This window comes from Streptomyces sp. NPDC002698 (assembly GCF_042888945.1).
In the GTDB taxonomy this organism is placed as follows: Bacteria; Actinomycetota; Actinomycetes; order Streptomycetales; family Streptomycetaceae; genus Streptomyces.
On sequence record NZ_JBIAQM010000024.1, the window covers coordinates 14,205 to 32,604 of the forward strand.

12 protein-coding genes are annotated in these 18,400 nt (G+C 72.2%); 7 read left to right on the top strand and 5 right to left on the bottom strand.

Annotated features, from left to right (window positions below; genetic code table 11):
- Nucleotides 1–26: 26 nt before the first annotated feature.
- From ACFYW9_RS28255 to ACFYW9_RS28265, 3 genes are all read right to left on the bottom strand, one after another.
- A complete protein-coding gene (locus tag ACFYW9_RS28255; RefSeq protein WP_389155883.1) occupies nt 27–1,544 on the bottom strand; it encodes a DUF5719 family protein in 1,518 nt (505 codons plus the stop codon).
- Nucleotides 1,541–5,281 carry a glycosyltransferase family 2 protein gene (locus ACFYW9_RS28260; RefSeq protein ID WP_389155886.1) on the bottom strand — a complete coding sequence of 1,247 codons (3,741 nt, stop codon included), beginning with the start codon at nt 5,279–5,281 and terminating at the stop codon, nt 1,541–1,543. Before ACFYW9_RS28260 ends, ACFYW9_RS28255 begins: the two co-directional genes overlap by 4 nt.
- Before the next feature lie 230 nt (nt 5,282–5,511).
- Nucleotides 5,512–5,775: a WhiB family transcriptional regulator gene (locus tag ACFYW9_RS28265; RefSeq protein ID WP_003975777.1), complete on the bottom strand. Its 264-nt coding sequence runs from the start codon at nt 5,773–5,775 to the stop codon at nt 5,512–5,514.
- A 728-nt stretch (nt 5,776–6,503) separates the two neighbouring features.
- Here ACFYW9_RS28265 and ACFYW9_RS28270 point away from each other — a divergent pair.
- The 4 genes from ACFYW9_RS28270 (at nt 6,504) to ACFYW9_RS28285 (ending at nt 10,986) form a co-directional block, all read left to right on the top strand.
- Nucleotides 6,504–6,992 carry a cysteine dioxygenase family protein gene (locus ACFYW9_RS28270; RefSeq protein ID WP_326787384.1) on the top strand — a complete coding sequence of 163 codons (489 nt, stop codon included), beginning with the start codon at nt 6,504–6,506 and terminating at the stop codon, nt 6,990–6,992.
- 87 nt (nt 6,993–7,079) lie between these two features.
- A complete protein-coding gene (gene cofD / locus ACFYW9_RS28275; RefSeq protein ID WP_326787383.1) occupies nt 7,080–8,063 on the top strand; it encodes a 2-phospho-L-lactate transferase in 984 nt (327 codons plus the stop codon).
- A 5-nt stretch (nt 8,064–8,068) separates the two neighbouring features.
- Nucleotides 8,069–9,439: a coenzyme F420-0:L-glutamate ligase gene (locus tag ACFYW9_RS28280; protein ID WP_389156062.1), complete on the top strand. Its 1,371-nt coding sequence runs from the start codon at nt 8,069–8,071 to the stop codon at nt 9,437–9,439.
- A 521-nt stretch (nt 9,440–9,960) separates the two neighbouring features.
- Nucleotides 9,961–10,986, top strand: coding sequence for a DNA-3-methyladenine glycosylase family protein (locus ACFYW9_RS28285; RefSeq protein ID WP_389155891.1), 1,026 nt, complete (start codon nt 9,961–9,963; stop codon nt 10,984–10,986).
- A 356-nt stretch (nt 10,987–11,342) separates the two neighbouring features.
- Here the strand turns inward: ACFYW9_RS28285 and ACFYW9_RS28290 are convergent, their stop codons facing one another.
- Together ACFYW9_RS28290 and ACFYW9_RS28295 are read right to left on the bottom strand one after the other, a co-directional pair.
- Nucleotides 11,343–12,425, bottom strand: coding sequence for a sugar phosphate nucleotidyltransferase (locus ACFYW9_RS28290; RefSeq protein ID WP_389155894.1), 1,083 nt, complete (start codon nt 12,423–12,425; stop codon nt 11,343–11,345).
- Nucleotides 12,426–12,622: 197 nt separating this feature from the next.
- Entirely contained in the window at nt 12,623–14,023 is a 1,401-nt protein-coding gene (locus ACFYW9_RS28295) for a peptidoglycan recognition protein (RefSeq protein WP_389155897.1), read from the bottom strand.
- Nucleotides 14,024–14,151: 128 nt separating this feature from the next.
- On the opposite strand from ACFYW9_RS28295, the gene ACFYW9_RS28300 reads away from it, so the two are divergent.
- From ACFYW9_RS28300 to ACFYW9_RS28310, 3 genes are all read left to right on the top strand, one after another.
- Entirely contained in the window at nt 14,152–14,907 is a 756-nt protein-coding gene (locus ACFYW9_RS28300) for a TIGR03089 family protein (RefSeq protein WP_351874039.1), read from the top strand.
- 197 nt (nt 14,908–15,104) lie between these two features.
- A complete protein-coding gene (locus ACFYW9_RS28305; RefSeq protein WP_389155901.1) occupies nt 15,105–16,373 on the top strand; it encodes an LCP family protein in 1,269 nt (422 codons plus the stop codon).
- Between the two features lie 247 nt (nt 16,374–16,620).
- Nucleotides 16,621–18,390 (top strand): LCP family protein, encoded by a 1,770-nt coding sequence (locus ACFYW9_RS28310; RefSeq protein ID WP_351874034.1) that lies wholly within the window; start codon nt 16,621–16,623, stop codon nt 18,388–18,390.
- Nucleotides 18,391–18,400: the final 10 nt, after the last annotated feature.

Sequence of the window (18,400 nt, forward strand, 5' to 3'; positions counted from 1 at the left end):
GGCCCGGGCGGATCACCGGTCCCCGGTCACTGCTTGAGCAGCACCGAGAGGTCCTGTTCGGCGTCCGGCACCGAGACCGTCCCGCGGTCGTCCGGGAGACCCTGGATGGTGAACGCGGGAACGCCGTCCTGGTTCGCCGAGAGCATCCGGGAGGCGTAGACGGGGCCTCCGGAGACCGGCTCGACGGTCAGGGCGTACGTGCCCTTGAGACCGCTCGGGACGGGGACCTCGACGTTCTGGGTGGTCCCGCCCTTGATGGTGAACGTCTTCGACACGGCCGTGCCGGCCCCGCTGCCCGCGGACGCGGTGACCTTGATCCTGGCCCCCTCACCCGGGGCGGTCACGGCGAGCGTGGACCCCTTGGCGGTGTTGTCGGCGACCGTCGCGCGGGCGCCCACCGGAGCGGTGGCAGGAATGAACGCGGTCTCCTGATCGGCGCCCTTGCCCCGCACCACCAGCAGGGCGGCGACGACCGGCACGGACGATCCGGTGGGGGTGAGCACCAGGGAGCCCGCCTCGCCGCGGGTGACGTCCCCGAGGTCGGCGGCGGCGGTCATACCGGCCTTCACGTGCAGCGTCTCGTTGCCCGCCGGGGTGATCGTCCCGGAGGGCGAGGCGAGGCGGACCTTCAGGTCGGCGTCCGTGTCACCGGGCGCGAAGGCGACCAGGCGCACGGAGGTGGCGTCCTTGGGGATGCCCGGCATGACGAGACTGCCCGCGGGGTCGGCGGAGGACGCCAGCCAGTCGCCGCCGGTCTTGGCGTCGAGCGCCTGCACGGCGGCTCCGACCCGGCCGCTGCGGACCTTCACGTGCACGGTGAGGTCGGCCTGCGGATCACCGGTCAGGGTGTTCAGCAGGATCGGTTCGCTGGCGTGCGCCTGGACCGTGATCCCGTCGGCCACCGTGGACTTGAGCGTGCCGTCCTTGCCGTACAGATCGATGTCGACGACCGCCGCGGCGTCGTCCGGGTTCGTCAGATGTACGTAATCGGTGCGCTGCGCGGCGGTGCTGGCGCCCGGGAACCAGAACTCGGTGTCGGGCGCGGTGCAGTTGGTGCCGAGCAGACCTCGCCCGGCGCCCGCGGCGACCTCGGTGGTCTCCTGGACCGTCCAGCCGGGCGCGAACTTGCCCGACGCGAGACCGACGAGGGCGGGCGCGTCGGCACCCGAGGTGTCGCCGGCGGCCGGCTTGCCGGGCTCCTTGGGCTGGACGACGGGCTTGGCGGCCTTGGCACCGCTCTTCTTGCCGTCGGAGGAGTCGTCCCCGTCGGCCCCGTCGGCCGACTTCTCGGTGGCGGCCTGGAGTTGAGCCTTGCCGCTGCCGCTCGCGCCCTCCACGACGGGCGTGAAGGACGTGTACGTGGTGTCCGCGATGTCGGAGGCGCTCGGCTGCGGGCAGAGCAGGCTGGTGCGCTCCACGGGCAGCCGCGCGGCCGTGGCGGACGCGCTGCCGTCGGAGGTGCCGGCCGGCTTGAGGGTCGCGAACCCGGTGACGGCGGCGAGCGCGGTCGCCGCGGCGATCAGGGACAGGGTGGTGCGGTTCACTGATGGCTCCCGTCGGGGCGCTCACTGTCGTTGCCGTGCGGGGGCCGCGTCGGGTCGTACGCGGGGTCGTAGCCCTGCTCGCCCGTCTCGTAGCCCTGGCCCCGCGAATCGAAGGGCCTGCCGTCGGCGTCGTAGCCCTGGCCGTAGTTCTGGTCGTACGCCGCCGTGCCGCCGTAGGCGTACGGGTCGTACTGGCCGCCCTGGTAGGGATCCGGCTGGTACGGCTGCTGGTAGGTACCCGCCGGGTACCCCTGCTGCCCCTGTTGTCCCTGCTGTCCCTCGTACTGCTCGCCGCCGTAGGTGTCGTACTCGGCGTTCGCGTAACTCGGGCTGTCCCATTCGCCGTACGCCTGCTGATGCGGGACGACGGCCGGGATCTCCTCGTCCTCGTCCTCGTCGGCGTCCGCGGGGAACCCTCCGTCGAACTCCGGGTCCGCGTCCGGCCGTCCGGACTCCGCCTCGGCCTCGGCCTGGGCGCGCAGACGCCGGGCGCGGCGGCCGTCGCCCGTCATGTCCTCGGCGGTTACGGGCTGCTGCTCCTCGGGGAGGTCGTCGTCGATGTCCCGGCGCCGCCCGGGGAGGGCGAGCACCACGAGGACCAGGGCGAGGGTGCCCTGGGCCCACAGCCAGGCCGTGTGGCTCAGCGGTGCGTCGAACGTGACGTCCAGCCTGCCCCCGTCGGCGGGCAGCCGGAAGCCCTGGGCCCAGCCGTCGACCGTGGTGCGGGTCAGCGGCTTGCCGTCCAGGGTCGCCGTCCAGCCGGCGTCGGCGCTGTCGGCCAGCCGCAGGAGGCGGCCCTCGTCACCGGCGGGGACCGTGGTGTGCACCTCGACCGGACCGGCGGCGATGGACTCCGGGGCGCCCGACGCGGGGACGATCGCGGCGCGTGAGACCTGCTGGTCGACGCGCCACAGGGCGCTGCCGTCCTGCTGGCTCAGCCGGGACAGGCCCGTGGTGGCGTCCAGGACACGGCTCACCTCGCGCGGCGCGCCCTTGCGGACCAGGACGTAGCGCACGGCGAAGCCGCCGAGCTGGTCGGCCTGGTCGGCGCCGGAGCCCGCCACGAGGTTGGCGACGACCTTGTCGAGCTTCTTGTTCTCGCCGCCGGCCGAGGCGAGTTCGGCGTCGCCGAGACGGGCGCCGGAGCCGCGGACGAGGACGTAGCCGACCCTGGCGGCCGAACTGCTGTCGAGGACGAGGGTGCGGGCCTGGTCGCGCGTACCGCTCTCCTCGGCGACGAACGCGGGCACCTGCACCGGGTCGCGGCGCTCGACGGGTCCGTCGGCACCGCGGATGATCCATCCGGCCGCGACGAGCAGGGGCCCCGCGGCGCACGCGAAGGCGATGAGCGCGGCCACCGGCTGGCGCCAGCCGAAGCTCTGCTCGGCGACCCGCGCGCGTGCCCCGTCGGAGCCGACGGCTGCGGCGGCGAGCAGCGCGAGACCGTACACGAGGGTCGCGGGTCCCGCCCAGGTGGAGCGGTTGGACAGGGCCGCGAAGACGAGTGCCACGACGGCGACGACCCAGGCGGTCCTGATCCCCGCCTGGCGCTCGGAGCGCAGCAGTGCGGCCAGGGCGGCCAGCACGATGCCGAAGAGCATCAGTCCGCTGACGGTGCCCGGCCCGCCGGGGCCGGCGCTGAGCAGGTCGAGCGCGGAGGCCGTGCTCGCGCCGTAGTCCAGGCCGGCCTGCCGGAAGAAGCCGAACGGCAGCAGGGTCAGCGACCAGGGGGCGAGGACCAGCAGCGGGGTGCCGAGCTGGGCCAGGAACCGCAGCCCGTAGGCGGGGATCTCCCTGCGTCGCACCACGAGGAGCGCGACGCCGAGGACCAGCGCGATGGGCCACACGATCGGGGTGAACGCCGTCGTGAAGGTCAGCAGCAGGGCGTACGCCCAGGTCGCGCGCCAGCTGCCGCGCGCGCGGGAGCCGTTCGCGAGACCGCTCGCCGCGACGCCCGCGCGCGCGATGAGCGGCAGCAGGATCGCGAGGACGGCGGTGCCGATACGGCCGCCCGCCAGCGCGCCGGTGGCGGCGGGCAGGAAGGCGTAGGCGACGGACGCCCAGGCCCGCAGGAGCCGGGACTCGACGAGGGGCCGTGAGGCGAAGTACGCGGCGAAGCCGGCCAGCGGCACGGATCCCACGAGGAGCACGGTGACCGCGAGTCCGGTGGAGCCGAGGAGCACGGAGGCGAGCAGGGCGACGAGCGCGAGGTAGGGCGGAGCGGACCGGGTGGAGCCCGCGCCGACCGGATGCCAGCCGTCGAGGTAGCGCGCCCACAGTTCGGAGGCGTCGGCGGGGGCGGGCAGCAGCGCACCGCCCGCGAGGGCCCCGCCGCCGAGCAGTTGGCGGCACGCGAGGAGCGAGACGAACAGGAGCACCAGGAAGAGCATCGGGCCGGGGTTGCGCGCGATGCGCTTGATCCGGGCGAACTGCTCGATCTCCAGGAAGTCTCCGTCGTCGCCGCCCGGTCCGGACTCGACGGCGCCTCCGTGGCGTCCGGCGCCCGTGGTGACGTCGGCGTCGGAGCGGCTCGTCAGGTTGCCGGCGGCCTGTTCGAGGGTGGCCCTGACGGTGGCGCCCGGAGGCGGGAACAGGGGGCGCAGCTCGCCCTTGTCGACCTGCGGGCGGCCGCGCCTGCGCCGTCCGGCGATGATCCGCTCGGGGCGCAGCAGGGTGCCCAGGAGGCCGCGGATCTCGTCGACGGCCTGCCCGGGGACCTTGCCCACGAGGTAGGCGAGCGTGCGCAGCAGGGTGCCGAGGACGAGGCGGATCAGGATCCAGGGGAGCTGCGCGGTGCGGGCGTTGACGAGGAGGGTGTAGACGGCGCCCGCTTTGTCGACCTTGTGCGGGGAGGCGGCGGTGCGGCCCACGCAGTCGACGGCGCGGCGCTCGCGGGAGGCCGCCTCGGCGTGCCGTACGACGGCTTCCGGGGCGACGAGGACCCGGTGGCCGGCGGCCTGGGCGCGCCAGCACAGGTCGACGTCGTCGCGCATGAGGGGCAGCCGGCGGTCGAAGCCGCCGAGCTCCTCGTAGACGTCGCGCCGGATCAGCATGCCCGCGGTGGACACGGACAGCGCGGGGTGGACGTGGTCGTGCTGTCCCTGGTCCTGCTCGCGTCGGTCCAGACCGGTCCAGCGGCGGCCGGAGTTGGCGATGGTGACGCCGACCTCGAGGAGCGCCTTGCGGTCGTACCAGCCGCGGAGCTTGGGGCCGACGACGGCCACGTCCTGGCCGAGCTCCCGCTCGTTCTCCACGACGCGCAGCAGTTGGGCCAGCGCGTCGGGCTCGGGGGCGCTGTCGTCGTGCAGCAGCCAGAGCCACTGCTCGGGCTCGCCGTGCGGGAGGTCGGGCATGTCGTAGGCGTCGTCGCGCCAGCTGCGGGTGACGGGGTCCCAGCCGCTCGGACGCTTGAGGTAGGGCAGGTCGTCCGGGGTCAGTTCGGGGGCGGTGCGGGACACCTCCTCGACGGCCTGGCCGAAGCCGGTGCGCCGCGCCAGGTGCAGCACGCGGTCGGCGCCGAGCGCCTCGGTGAGCAGCTGGGCGGATTCGTCCGCGCTGCCGGTGTCGGCCGCCACCGCGTTCTGCACGGGGCGGTCCTGGCCGAGCAGCCCGGCGAGCGCCTGTGGCAGCCAGCGGGCGCCGTCGTGGGAGACGAGCACCGCGGTCACCACGTGGCGCGGAAACTCAGGAGCGGCAGCGGCGTCGTTACTGGCTGCCGAAAGGCTGTGCACGGACATCGAGGTACGGGCCCCGGTTCGATGGACTGCGGTGGACGTCTGTGTCCGGCGGGGACAGCGGGACGTCTCGGACGAGGGCCCACACTAACGGCTGGGAAAGACGGCGGCCCGCCGCCTGTGGATAACCCACACGCGACGGACCGTTCCTTACGTAAGAGTGTGTGCCGTTTGGTCGGTGGCACCCGCGGGTGCCACCGGTGTTCCGCGTCCGCTTCTCCGTGCGACGGTTTTCAGACGGCGGCCTTCTTCAGGCGGCGTCGTTCCCGCTCGGACAGACCGCCCCAGATGCCGAACCGTTCGTCGTTGGCGAGCGCGTATTCGAGGCACTCGGAGCGGACTTCGCAGGCGAGGCAGACCTTCTTGGCCTCGCGGGTGGAGCCGCCCTTCTCGGGGAAGAAGGACTCGGGGTCGGTCTGGGCGCACAGCGCGCGCTCCTGCCAGCCGAGTTCCTCGTCCGCGTCGTCGACCAGCAGTTGCTGCACCAGCTCGGTCATGTGCGCCCCTCGTCTGTCTTTCGCGTCCCCGTGATGCTGCCGTTACCGATCCCGGCTGAACGACACGAGTGAAATTACAAGTGTGCCGATCCGGGCCAGTCAAGCCGAGATCTGCTATTGGGCCCCTTATTCACTCTGCGGAACCAAGGGTATGCGGAAAGTGTTCAAATCGGCATAAACCCTGACAGCCCAAGAGGTCCAGGTCAGACGCCCGTCTCCTCACAGAGGGGGACGTCCAGATGTTCGATCTCGTTCCGACGCAGACCCCGAAGCGAATCTGATCACATTTAGATCACGGGTCCGCGGCAAGGTTTGTTCACCCGGTTGTGCGCCATGTGTCCGGGGAGTCGCCTGAACAAACCTTTCGCCTGCCAGATGAACCGGATGAGGTGAAACATCTCCCACATACCGGACATGCAGTTGACAGTCGAGGTGTGAACCGGTGTCCTTGTGGGCATGCTCGCGCACTTGGCAACCACCTCGACCCGCACCGCCGGGTCCCTCGGTGCTGCCCACGCGCGCTGTAGCTGTTGTTGCTGTTCCAGCTGTTGAGCCCTACCGCGCTCCGGCTGCCTCGCCGCCACTGAGGCGCATCCCGCCCCCACCGGGGCCACTGCCCGCACCAGGGCTCCTCCCCGCTCCCCACCCGGGCGGAATCCCCGCCCGCGACCCGGGCGGAAACGGCCAGCGACACCCCAGCACTCTCCCGCCGAGGAACCACCGCATCCATGAACAGCGACAACGACCTCCAGATCGCCGGCGACATCCTCGAAGTCCCGCACCTGCTCCAGCCGCCGCGCGAACACCCCTCCACCGTGGCCGAGTTCGCCGGCCTGGCGCGCTCCATCGCCGCCGACCGGTCCCAGTGGGAACACCTCGTCCGCTACGACGCCTCCTCGCGCTGGTACCACCGGCTGCGCACGGGGCCCGGCTACGAGGTGTGGCTCCTGTCCTGGGTGCCCGGACAGGGCAGCGGGCTGCACGACCACGGCGGATCCTCCGGCGTACTGACCGTCCTGGACGGCGCGCTGACCGAGCACACCGAGCGGGGCACGCGCGCCCTGGGATCCGGCGCGCAGCGCGTGTTCGCGCCCGGCTATGTCCACGAGGTCGTCAACGACGCGCTCGAACCGGCCGTCAGCCTGCACATCTACTACCCGGGCCTCACCGAGATGCCGATGCACGCGGCGCGTTGCGCTGTCGCCGAAACCGTGTGACGCGATCGCGCCGGAGAGCGGCCCGCCGTCACCGGGGTCTAGCAACCGGCTGACACGTTGTCGTACCCGCCTGCGAGACTGAACCCCATGCGCATTGTGGTTCTGGCAGGCGGTATCGGTGGTGCACGGTTCCTGCGTGGTCTCCAGCGGGCCGTGCCGGACGCCGACATCACGGTCATCGGCAACACCGGCGACGACATCCACCTCTTCGGGCTGAAGGTCTGCCCGGACCTCGACACGGTGATGTACACGCTCGGCGGCGGCATCAACGAGGAGCAGGGCTGGGGGCGGGCCGACGAGACCTTCCACCTGAAGGAGGAGCTCGCGGCGTACGGGCTGGGACCCGAGTGGTTCGGGCTCGGCGACCGGGACTTCGCGACGCACATCGTGCGGACGCAGATGCTGGGCGCGGGCTATCCGCTCAGCGCCGTCACGGAAGCCCTGTGCGACCGGTGGAAGCCGGGCGTGCGTCTCATCCCCATGTCCGACGACCGGGTCGAGACCCATGTCGCCGTCACGCTGCCGGAGGGTGACCCGGCCGGGGCCGCGGGCGAGCGCAAGGTGATCCATTTCCAGGAGTACTGGGTGCGGCTGCGGGCCTCCGTGCCGGCCGAGGCGATCGTGCCGGTCGGCGCCGAGCAGGCGAAGCCCGCTCCCGGGGTGCTGGAGGCCATCGCCGGGGCGGACGTCATCCTCTTCCCTCCGTCCAACCCCGTGGTCTCCGTGGGCACCATCCTCGCCGTGCCCGGCATCCGCGAGGCCATCGCCGAGGCGGGCGTCCCGGTCGTCGGCCTCTCCCCCATCGTCGGTGACGCGCCCGTGCGGGGCATGGCCGACAAGGTGCTGGCCGCGGTGGGCGTCGAGTCCACCGCCGCCGCGGTCGCCGAGCACTACGGCTCGGGCCTGCTGGACGGCTGGCTCGTCGACACGGTCGACGCCTCCGTCGTGGAGCGCGTCGAGGCGGCCGGCATCCGCTGCCGGGCCGTACCGCTGATGATGTCCGACCTCGACGCGACGGCGCGCATGGCGCGGGAGGCGCTGGCACTGGCGGAGGAGGTACGGACGCCGTGAGCACCATGGACGCGGCCTTTCGCGGCGAGGCGGGACGCGCGGGAGGACAGACCGGCGGGGAACCCCGGGAGCGGCCCGCCGGCGCGGGCTACCGGGTCTGGGCACTGGACGGGCTTCCCGAAGTGCGTCAGGGGGACGACCTGGCGAAGCTCATCGCGACGGCCGGGCCCGGACTCGTGGACGGGGACGTGCTGCTCGTCACCTCCAAGATCGTCTCGAAGGCCGAGGGCCGGATGGTCGAGGCCACCGACCGGGAGGCCGCCATCGACGCCGAGACCGTCCGGGTCGTGGCACGGCGCGGCGCGCTGCGGATCGTCGAGAACCGGCAGGGTCTCGTGATGGCCGCCGCCGGGGTCGACGCCTCCAACACCCCCGCCGGGACAGTGCTGTTGCTGCCCGAGAACCCCGACGCCTCCGCGCGGGCGATCCGTGCGGGACTGCGGGACGCCCTCGGCGTGGACGTCGGTGTCGTGATCACGGACACCTTCGGCCGGCCCTGGCGCACCGGGCTCACCGATGTCGCCATCGGGGCCGCGGGCGTGCGGGTGCTGGACGACCTGCGCGGCCGCACCGACGCGCACGGCAACCCGCTGAGCGCGACCGTCGTGGCCACGGCCGACGAACTCGCCGCCGCCGGCGACCTGGTCAAGGGCAAGGCTTCCGGGCTGCCCGTCGCCGTCGTGCGCGGTCTGGCGCATCTGGTGACCGACGAGGAGGACACGGGCGCGCGGGCGATGGTGCGCGACGCGCGGGACGACATGTTCCGGCTGGGCACCTCGGAGGCCGTACGGGAGGCCGTGACCCAGCGGCGTACGGTGCGGGCCTTCACCGACGAGCCCGTCGACCCGGGCGCCGTGCGCCGTGCGGTCGCGGCGGCGGTGACCGCTCCCGCGCCGCACCACACCACGCCCTGGCGGTTCGTGCTCCTGGAGTCCGCCGGGTCGCGGACGCGGCTGCTCGACGCCATGCGGGACGCGTGGATCGCGGATCTGCGCGCCGACGGGAAGAGCGAGGAGTCCATCGCCAGACGGGTCCGCAGGGGCGACGTGCTGCGCAAGGCGCCGTACCTCGTGGTGCCGTGCCTGGTCATGGACGGCTCGCACACCTACGGCGACGGACGGCGGGACGGCGCCGAGCGCGAGATGTTCGTGGTCGCCACCGGGGCGGGCGTGCAGAACTTCCTGGTCGCGCTGGCCGGGGAGCGGCTGGGCTCCGCGTGGGTGTCGTCGACGATGTTCTGCCGTGACGTCGTCCGTGAGGTGCTGGAACTGCCGGAGAACTGGGACCCGATGGGGGCCGTGGCCGTCGGGCACGCGGCGGAGGAGCCGAGAGCCCGGCCGGAGCGGGACGGCGCCGCGTTCATCGAGCTGCGCTGATTCTGGCGGGGGCGCCTTGACCAGGGGGTGCCTTGGCCGGGCGGGGCACCTCTGCCGGGGGTGCCTTGAGCGGGCGGGGCGCCTCTACCGGGGGTGCCTTGAGCGGGGGATGGTGGCCCTCCGGCCCTGTAAGTGGCCCTCCGGCCCTGCGTGGGGGCCCGGCCGGGTCCCTCGTGAGCGGCGGTTCCGTTCCGGCGTGGGTGCCCGGCCGGGTCGTCGTGAGTGCCGGTGCGATTCCCTCGTGGGTGGCGGGCCGGGTCCCTCCTGGGTATCGGTCCGGGTCCCCCGTGGGTGCCGGGCCGGGTCCCTAGTGGGTGGCGGTTGCGTTCCGGCGTGGGTGCCGGGCCGGGTTCGTCGTGGGTGGTGGGCTGGGTGCCTCGTGGGTGGCGGGTCGGCTCGTCGTGGGTGCTGGTCTGGCGTGGGTTCTGGTTCGGGGGGTTCGTCCTCTGTGTCCGGACACCGTGTCGTGGGGGGAGCGCCTACTCTCGTAGGGCAGCCCGAGAATCTCTAGGACCTCATCCGTGTCTGGACGTTTCGCTCCCCGGCCGACGCGTACGACCGTGCGCGGCGGGCATGTCGTGGTGCCCGGTGGGACTCCTGGCGACGCGCCGGGCGGAGTGCCCCGCCAGGCGGCCGGGCCCGGACACGTCCGCACCTGGACAGCCGCCTGGCCGCTGGACCTCGGGCTCGTGCTCGGGCCGCTGCGGCGCGGACCGGGTGATCCGACGTTCCGTACGACGCCCGACGGCTCCGTGTGGCGGACCAGCCGTACGCCCGCCGGGCCGGGGACACTGCGGGTCGCTCTGCGCGGCGGGGTCGTCCGGGGCGAGGCCTGGGGCCCTGGAGCCGAATGGCTGCTCGACCGGCTCCCCGACCTGCTCGGCGCCGCCGACGATCCCGAGGCCTTCGAGCCGCGGCACCGGCTGGTCGCGCTCGCCCGGCACCGGCGGCCCGGTCTGAGGCTGGTGCGGACCGGGCTCGTCATGGAGTCGCTGATCCCGTCCGTCCTGGAGCAGAAGGTCACCACCGACGAGGCGTACCGGGCGTGGCGGCTGCTCGTGCGGAAGTTCGGGGAACCCGCGCCGGGGCCCGCTCCCGAGCGGATGTACGTCATGCCGGCGCCGCGGACCTGGGCGCTGATCCCGTCCTGGGAGTGGCACCGGGCCGGGGTCGACGACAAGCGGGCCGCCACGATCCTGCGGGCCGTACGGGTCGCGGCGCGGCTGGAGGAGGCCGTCGGGTTCGATCCCGTGCAGGCGCGGCGGCGGCTGGAGCTGGTGCCCGGTGTCGGGCCGTGGACGTCGGCGGAGGTCGTGCAGCGCAGTCATGGGTCGGCGGATTCCGTGACCGTGGGGGATCTGCATCTGCCGGGGATCATCGGGTACGCGCTGGCCGGGGACCGGGACGCGGACGACTCCGTCATGCTGGAGCTGCTGGAGCCCTATGCCGGGCAGCGGCATCGGGCCGCTCGGCTGATTCTGCTGGCCGGGCGTACTCCGCCTCGGCGCGCGCCGAAGATGCCTCGCATGGACATCGGGCTGCTCTAGGCGGGCCTGGCGGGTCTGGCGTCCGCCGTCTCCAGCCGCCCCGCTTGCGTCGCCCCCGGCGGTCATGCCTGAGCACAAGCGGGATTTCGCCCCCTCCGCCCCTGCCCTTCCCGTACCTGGGGCTCCGCCCCAGACCCCGCTCCTCAAACGCCGGAGGGGCTGAAATCTGCCCCGCGGCCGAAAGGACGCCGCGGGACTGAAATCTGCCCGTGCAGGCGAAAGGGCGCCGGAGGGCTGGAACCTGCCCGTGTGGGCGAGGAGATCCCGAGGGACTGGCATCCGCCCGTGTGGGCGAGAGGATGCCGGAGGGGCTGGGGTCCAGGGCTGGGGGCTGCCCCTCCGGCGAGGTGGTGGTTCTACTGGTCCGAGGAGAAGCGGAGCGTTGCTGCCGGGATCCGGGCGTCGCACCAGACGCGGACTCCCTCGCGGAGTTCGTTGTCGGGGCCGACGACCGCGCCGTCGCCGATGACCGTGCCGGTCAGGACGGTGCGTTCGCCGATGCGGGCGCCGGCGCCGACGAAGGAGTCGGTGACGACGGCACCGGGCTCGACGACCGCGCCGGCCAGGACCGTGCTGCCGGTGATCCGGGCGCCCTCGCCGATGCGGGTACCCTCGCCGACCACCGTGCCGCCGGTGAGCTTGGCGTCGGGGGCCACCGTGGCCGTGGGCAGGACCAGACGGTCGCCGCAGCGGCCGGGTACCGCCGGGGACGGAGCGCGCCCGAGCACCAGGTCGGCGGAGCCGCGGACGAAGGCCTGCGGGGTGCCCAGATCCAGCCAGTAGGTGGAGTCCACCATGCCCTGGAGGTGGGCGCCGGTGGCCAGGAGCTCCGGGAAGGTCTCGCGCTCGACCGAGACCGGGCGGCCCGCGGGGATCGTGTCGATGACCGAGCGGCGGAAGACGTACGCGCCCGCGTTGATCTGGTCGGTGACGATCTCCTCGGGGGTCTGCGGCTTCTCCAGGAAGGCCGTGACGCGCCCGGTGGCGTCGGTGGGGACCAGGCCGAACGCGCGCGGGTCCTCCACGCGGGTGAGGTGCAGGGAGACCTCCGCGCCCGTCGTCTCGTGGGCCGCCACCAGCGCCGGGATGTCCAGGCCGGTGAGGATGTCGCCGTTGAAGATCAGGACCGGGTCGTCGGGGCCCGAGTGCAGCCGGGAGGCAACGTTGCGGATGGCGCCGCCGGTGCCCAGTGGTTCCTCCTCGGTGACGTACTCGATGTGGAGGCCCAGCGAGGAACCGTCACCGAAGTACGGCTCGAAGACCTCGGCGAGGTAGGAGGTCGCCAGCACGATGTGCTCGACGCCCGCCGCGCGCGCCCGCGCGAGCTGGTGCGTGAGGAAGGGGACCCCGGCCGCCGGGACCATCGGCTTGGGTGTGCGCACGGTGAGCGGGCGCAGCCGGGTGCCTCTGCCGCCGACCAGGAGGATCGCTTCTGTCACCTGTCGTCTCTGCTTCCTGCCGGGACCGGCCGAACTGTCTTTCGGCCGGCCAGTGTATGCAGACCGTTCGATGGCGCCCTCGATGGCCGTGCGGTGTCCTTCGACGGGCCTCTGCCGTGACGTCGGGTGATCCCTGGCCGGCGCGGCCCGGCCGGTCCGTCGCCGACCGGGCCGTTCCTGGCTGCCGTACGGCGTTTCTAACGGCCCTGGTAGCGGGCCGCGGTCGTCCTGGCGGAGCCGAGCTTGCCGTAGAGAAGCCGTCCGGGGCACTCCGTGGCGAACCCGTCCCGATGGCCGGAGATCACGTTCAGTCGTACGTTCTTTCCTTTTCGGTAGAGATTGCCACCGGCCGACTTCAGGTATGTCTTGCCACGCGGATTGGCTCCGTACAGACCGAGTTTCCATGCCGTCAGCCGGGAGACGGCCTTGAGCGCGGAGTCGGTCGGCTTCGTGGCGCCGAACGTGCCGATCACGGCGATCCCCATGCTGTTCGTGTTGAACCCGCGGGTGTGGGCGCCCATGACCGCCTTCGCGGCGCCTCCCGCGCGGCCCTCGTAGATGTTGCCGCACTTGTCGACGAGGAAGTTGTAGCCGATGTCGCGCCAGCCGCTGCTCACCACGTGGTAGCGGTAGATACTGCGGATGATCGAAGGCACCTGCGAACAGCTGTACTTGTTGCCCGACGCCGTGTGGTGCACGAAGGCCGCCTTGACCGTCTTCGTGTAGAGGAAGCCGCGCTCGCGCAGATTCTCGTTCGCGCCCCAGCCGTGCCGCGTGATGATGCGGGGGCGCGGGCCGATGTACGGCGTCGCGCGCCGCTGGTCCGTGCCGTCGGAGAAGTACGTGCGCGCGGTCTCCTCGCGGGAGAGCGCGGGGATCACGGTGGCCTTCGCGCCGCCGCCGCCCGTCACGCCCGGGTGCGCGCTCCTGGCGCGCAGGCCCGAGGGCGCGCCCCCGGCCCGTCCGGCCGTCCGGGCGTCCCGGCTCGGGGGATCTCCGCCGGGATCGACCAGTTCGAGGCGCAGGCCGCCGGGCAGCGACGCGGCAGCCGGGGCGGCCTCGCGTCCGTACTCGGGGCCGCCTCCGGCGTCGTCCTCCGGCTCCGAAGCCTCTCCGGCGTCCCACGCCGCCCGTTCCGCCTCGACGCGGACCTCGACGCCGTCCGAGTTCCCGACCCACAGGGGAGCGGTGGAGCCGTGCACCCGGCTCGACGCGCTCTCGGCGGTGTCCGGGTCGGCGGCGTGCTCGTCGTTGTGGGCCTCGACGTCCTGCCAGTCCGACCAGTCACCGGTGCCGACGGCCCGGGTACGGACCTGGACACGGCCGTTCAGCTCACTGCCCGGGTCGTCCCAGACGACACCGACCAGGGAGAAGGGCCTTACGTTCCGGCGCGTCAGGCCCTGGGTCGGTGCGGCAGGGCCGAGAGACCGTTTACGGCTGAGAGGGACGAGGGGCAGGGACTGGGTGCTGCCGGGGGCGGCGGCCTCCGATGTCAGCGTCGACGGCCCGGCCTCGGCCGGGGTGGCGGGCAGGGTCAGCGGAAGGGCGAGAGCGGCCGCGCAGGTGACGCCGACCGAGGAAGCAAGGAATCCACGCATGCTCCTGATCCTGGACATAGTCATACATATCTGTCCATCGCGGAATTGACGGACCGTCGGACGCGCTCCGCCGAACCGGTGGTGCGCGCCGCCCGTGCCGCGCGGCGTCCCCGCGTACGCTTGCTCGCGTGAAAGCCACCGACCGCACCCCTGCCGACCTGCTGCGATCCGCGCTCTCCGAGGACCCCGCACGTCCTTTGGTGACCTTCTACGACGACGCGACGGGCGAACGGGTCGAATTGTCCGTGGCCACCTTCGCCAATTGGGTGGCCAAGACCGCCAACCTGCTCCAGGGCGAGATGTCCGCCGAGCCCGGTGAGCGGGTCGCGCTGCTGCTGCCCGCGCACTGGCAGACGGCGGTGTGGCTGCTCGCCTGTTCCTCGGTGGGCGTCGTCGCGGATCTCGGCGGTGACCCGGCGGCCGCCGACCACGTCGTGGCGGGCCCCGGCCGGTTCGACGCCGGGCTCGCCTGTTCCGGTGAGCGCGTCGCCCTCTCGCTCGCGCCGCTCGGCCGCCGCTTCCCGACGCCGCCCGCGGGATACGCCGACTACGCCGTCGAGGTGCCGAGCCAGGGCGACCGCTTCGCGCCGTACGCGCCCGTCGACCCGGAGGAGCGGGCCCTGATCGTCGCCGGGGCCGCGTACACGGGCGCCGAGGTCGTGGAGCAGGCCCGCGCCGACGCCCCGGGCCTGGATCTGACGGGCCCCGGTTCACGCATCCTGTCGGCGCTCTCGTACGACACCTGGGAGGGCGTGACCGCGGGCCTGTACGCGCCGCTGGCGACCGGCGGGTCCGTGGTGCTGTGCCGCAATCTCGGCGGGCTGGACGACGACGCGCTCGCCCGGCGGATCGAGAGCGAGCGGGTGACCGCGACGGCCCGGTAGGACGGGCCGGGAAGACGGGCCGGGAAGACGGGCCCTCAAGGGGTGCCCGCCTCCCGGTGTGGCCCTCTAGGGGCATCGTCCGCGCCGGGGGCGTCGCCCGTTCGGCCCATCATCGGCCCCCCTCACCCGCCGCGCCGGGACATGGTCGTAGGAACAGCAGGACCCGTTCGTACGCCATGAGGGGTGGTGGTCCCGACGTGACCGACACCGCGGGCACTCCCTCCGGAAATCCCGAGGAGCGGGAGCGGGGAGCGTCGCCCACCGGGGCGGGACGCCGGCGGCGGCGCTGGCTGCGCTGGACGGCGACCGGGGTGAGCGTGGTGGTCCTGGGCGCCGTGGCGGTCGGCTGGGCCGCGTACGAGAAGCTGAACGGGAACATCAGGGCCGACAACGACACGGCGGCCGAGCTCGCCCGGTACGAGAGGGAACGGCCCACCGCGCTCGTGCGCGACGCGCAGAACATCCTGCTGATCGGGTCCGACTCGCGCTCGGGGGCCGGCAACAAGAAGTACGGCCGCGACTCGGGGACGGAACGGTCCGACACCACGATCCTGCTGCACCTCGCGGCGAACCGGCGCAGCGCGACCGCCATGTCGCTGCCCCGCGACCTGATGGTGGACGTGCCGGGCTGCCGGCGCCCCGACGGGACCCGCACCGACCCCATGTTCGCGATGTTCAACTACGCCTTCGAGGTGGGCGGCTCGGCCTGCACGATCCGGACCGTCGAGAAGCTCACGAACATCCGCGTCGACCACCACATGGTGGTGGACTTCCACGGCTTCAAGGACATGGTCGACGCGGTGGACGGCGTCCAGGTGTGCCTGCGGAAGCCGATCCACGACAAGGCGGCGAAGCTGAACCTGCCCGCGGGCAAGGTCGTCCTCGACGGCGAGCAGGCGCTCGGCTACGTACGCGCCCGCAAGAGCATCGGCAACGGCAGCGACACCGACCGGATGGACCGCCAGCAGAAGTTCCTCGGCGCGCTGATCAGCAAGGTGCGCAGCGACGACGTCCTGCTCAACCCGGCGAAGCTGTATCCGGTGCTGGACGCGGCCACCTCGTCGCTGACCACCGACCCGGGGCTGGCGAGCCTGCGCGGCCTGTACGACCTCGTCCGCGGCCTGCGCGACATCCCCACGGACAGCATCCAGTTCCTGACCGTGCCCCGGACGTCCTACGTCCTCAACGCCAACCGTGATCAGCTCATGGAGCCCGCGGCGGCCCGGCTCTTCAAGCGGCTGCGCGCGGACAAGCCCGTCGTGGTCGTGAAGGAACCGCCGGCGCGACCCGCCCAGGGCCAGGCGCCGCATTCCGTAAGCCTGTACGGAAACTCCTCGCGCGATTACGAAGAGGAGTCGAACGGCGACGGAATGTCGACGGCAATAGGGGGTGCCCGCCTCTCCGGCACACCCGATCCGGCCCCGACTTTCCGAGGCAACACGGCGGCGCAGGACGCCTGCGGGTAAAGCGCACACCAAGGCGGGGAACAGCTGAGCTAAGAAGTCTCTGAAAATAGGGCGGATTGCCCGGTTGTAGGAACGTTGAATTTGTCACGGCCGTCGCTGGACGCTGAACTGGGCGGATAGTGTGAGCGATCCGGTGCACCCGGCCACGAGGTCCGTCCTGGGGGTCGCGCACTGCTTGACCGAGACCCGAGCGCCTTTTGAGGGGGAAAAGGGCGCCGCGTGGCCCCGACGGAGGATTCAGACAACCGTGGACGCGCAAGGCCGTGGGCGGGCGGACGACATCGACCCCGCAGACCAGTGGGTGCTCAACCCGAACACCGGTGAATACGAACTGCGACTGCCCCCTTCCGGAGCGCAATCGGGCGTGCCGCGACCGCGGAGGGGCTCTCCCTCCGCGGCCACGCGCACCCGAAGCGCGCCGGGACGGGACCGCGCGGCACCGGGCCGGGACCGTGACGCACCGGGACGGGACCGTGAGGAACCCGGCCCCGACGTACCGGGGCCGCGCCGTCGGCGCGCCGAGCCGCCGGAGCCCCTGCCGGGGCGCAGGCGCGGCCGCAACAGGCCGCCCAAGAAATCGAAGGCGAAGAAGATAGTGCTCTGGACCGGCGGCACCATGGCGCTGGTCCTGGTGGCCGTCTCGGGCGCCGCGTACGCCTACCTCAAGCACCTCGAGGGCAATGTCCAGACCGAGGACGTCGGCGGTTCCGCCAAGGACGGCTTCAGCAAGGACGAGGCCTTCAACATCCTCATCATCGGCACCGACAAGCGCACCGGTTCCGGCAACGAGGGATACGGCGACAAGAACAGCGTCGGGCACGCGGACACGAACATCCTGCTGCACGTCGCCAAGGACCGGACGAACGCGACCGCGATGAGCATCCCGCGCGACCTGATCGTCGACATCCCCGAGTGCAGGTCGAAGCAGGAGGACGGCACCGAGAAGGTCATCCAGCCTTCGGAGGACGTCCGCTTCAACACCAGCCTCGGCCAGGAGGGCCGGAACCCCGGCTGCACGATGGACACGGTCAAGGCGGTCACCGGCATCACGGTCGACCACTTCATGATGGCCGACTTCAACGCCGTCAAGACGCTGACCACCGCGGTCGGCGGTGTCGAGGTCTGTCTCGCCAAGGACGTCGACGACGACGACTCGCACCTCAAGCTCTCCGCCGGCAAGCACACCATCGAGGGCGAGCAGGCCCTCGCCTTCGTGCGCACCCGGCACAGCTTCGGCAACCAGGGCGACCTCGACCGCATCAAGGTGCAGCAGCAGTTCATCGGCTCCCTGATGCGCAAGATGAGCTCCGGCGACACCCTCACCAGCCCCACCAAGCTGGTCAAGCTGGCCGAGGCCGCCACCAAGGCGCTCACCGTCGACACCGGCATCGGCAGCGTCAACACGCTCAAGGACATGGCCCTGGAGCTGAAGAAGGTGCCGCCGAAGAACATCACCTTCACCACGGTCCCGGTGATAGACAACCCGGCCGAGAAGGTGCACGCCACGGTCGTGGTCAACCCGAACACGGCCCAGTCGGTCTTCGACGCGATCAAGAACGACGTCTCCTTCAGCGCCGTGAAGCAGAAGGAGAAGAAGGAGAAGGCCGCGGTGGCCGCCCGCCTCAAGGGCTCCCGTTCCGCCGCCTCCGAGATCCGCGTCGACATCTACAACGGCGGCGCCAAGTCCGGCTCCGCACAGGAAACTCTTAACTGGCTGCAGAATGATGAGGGCGTGCTCAAGTCCAGCCAGCTGGGCAACGCCGACACACCGCTGAGCAGGACGACCCTCGAGTACTCTCCCGACCAGGCCGACCAGGCACGCAAGCTGGCGGATCTCATGGGACTGTCCGGTTCGGCGATGAAGCCCGGCAAGAGCGAGAAGAACTCACAGGGGCTGCCCGCGATCGTGCTGACCCTGGGCAAGGACTTCAAGGGCGCCGGTGTGCCTTTGACCGCTGCGACGAAGGCGCCGGACGTGGAGAAGTCCACGGCGGACAAAACGGTGTGCGCGAAGTGACCTAACGGGT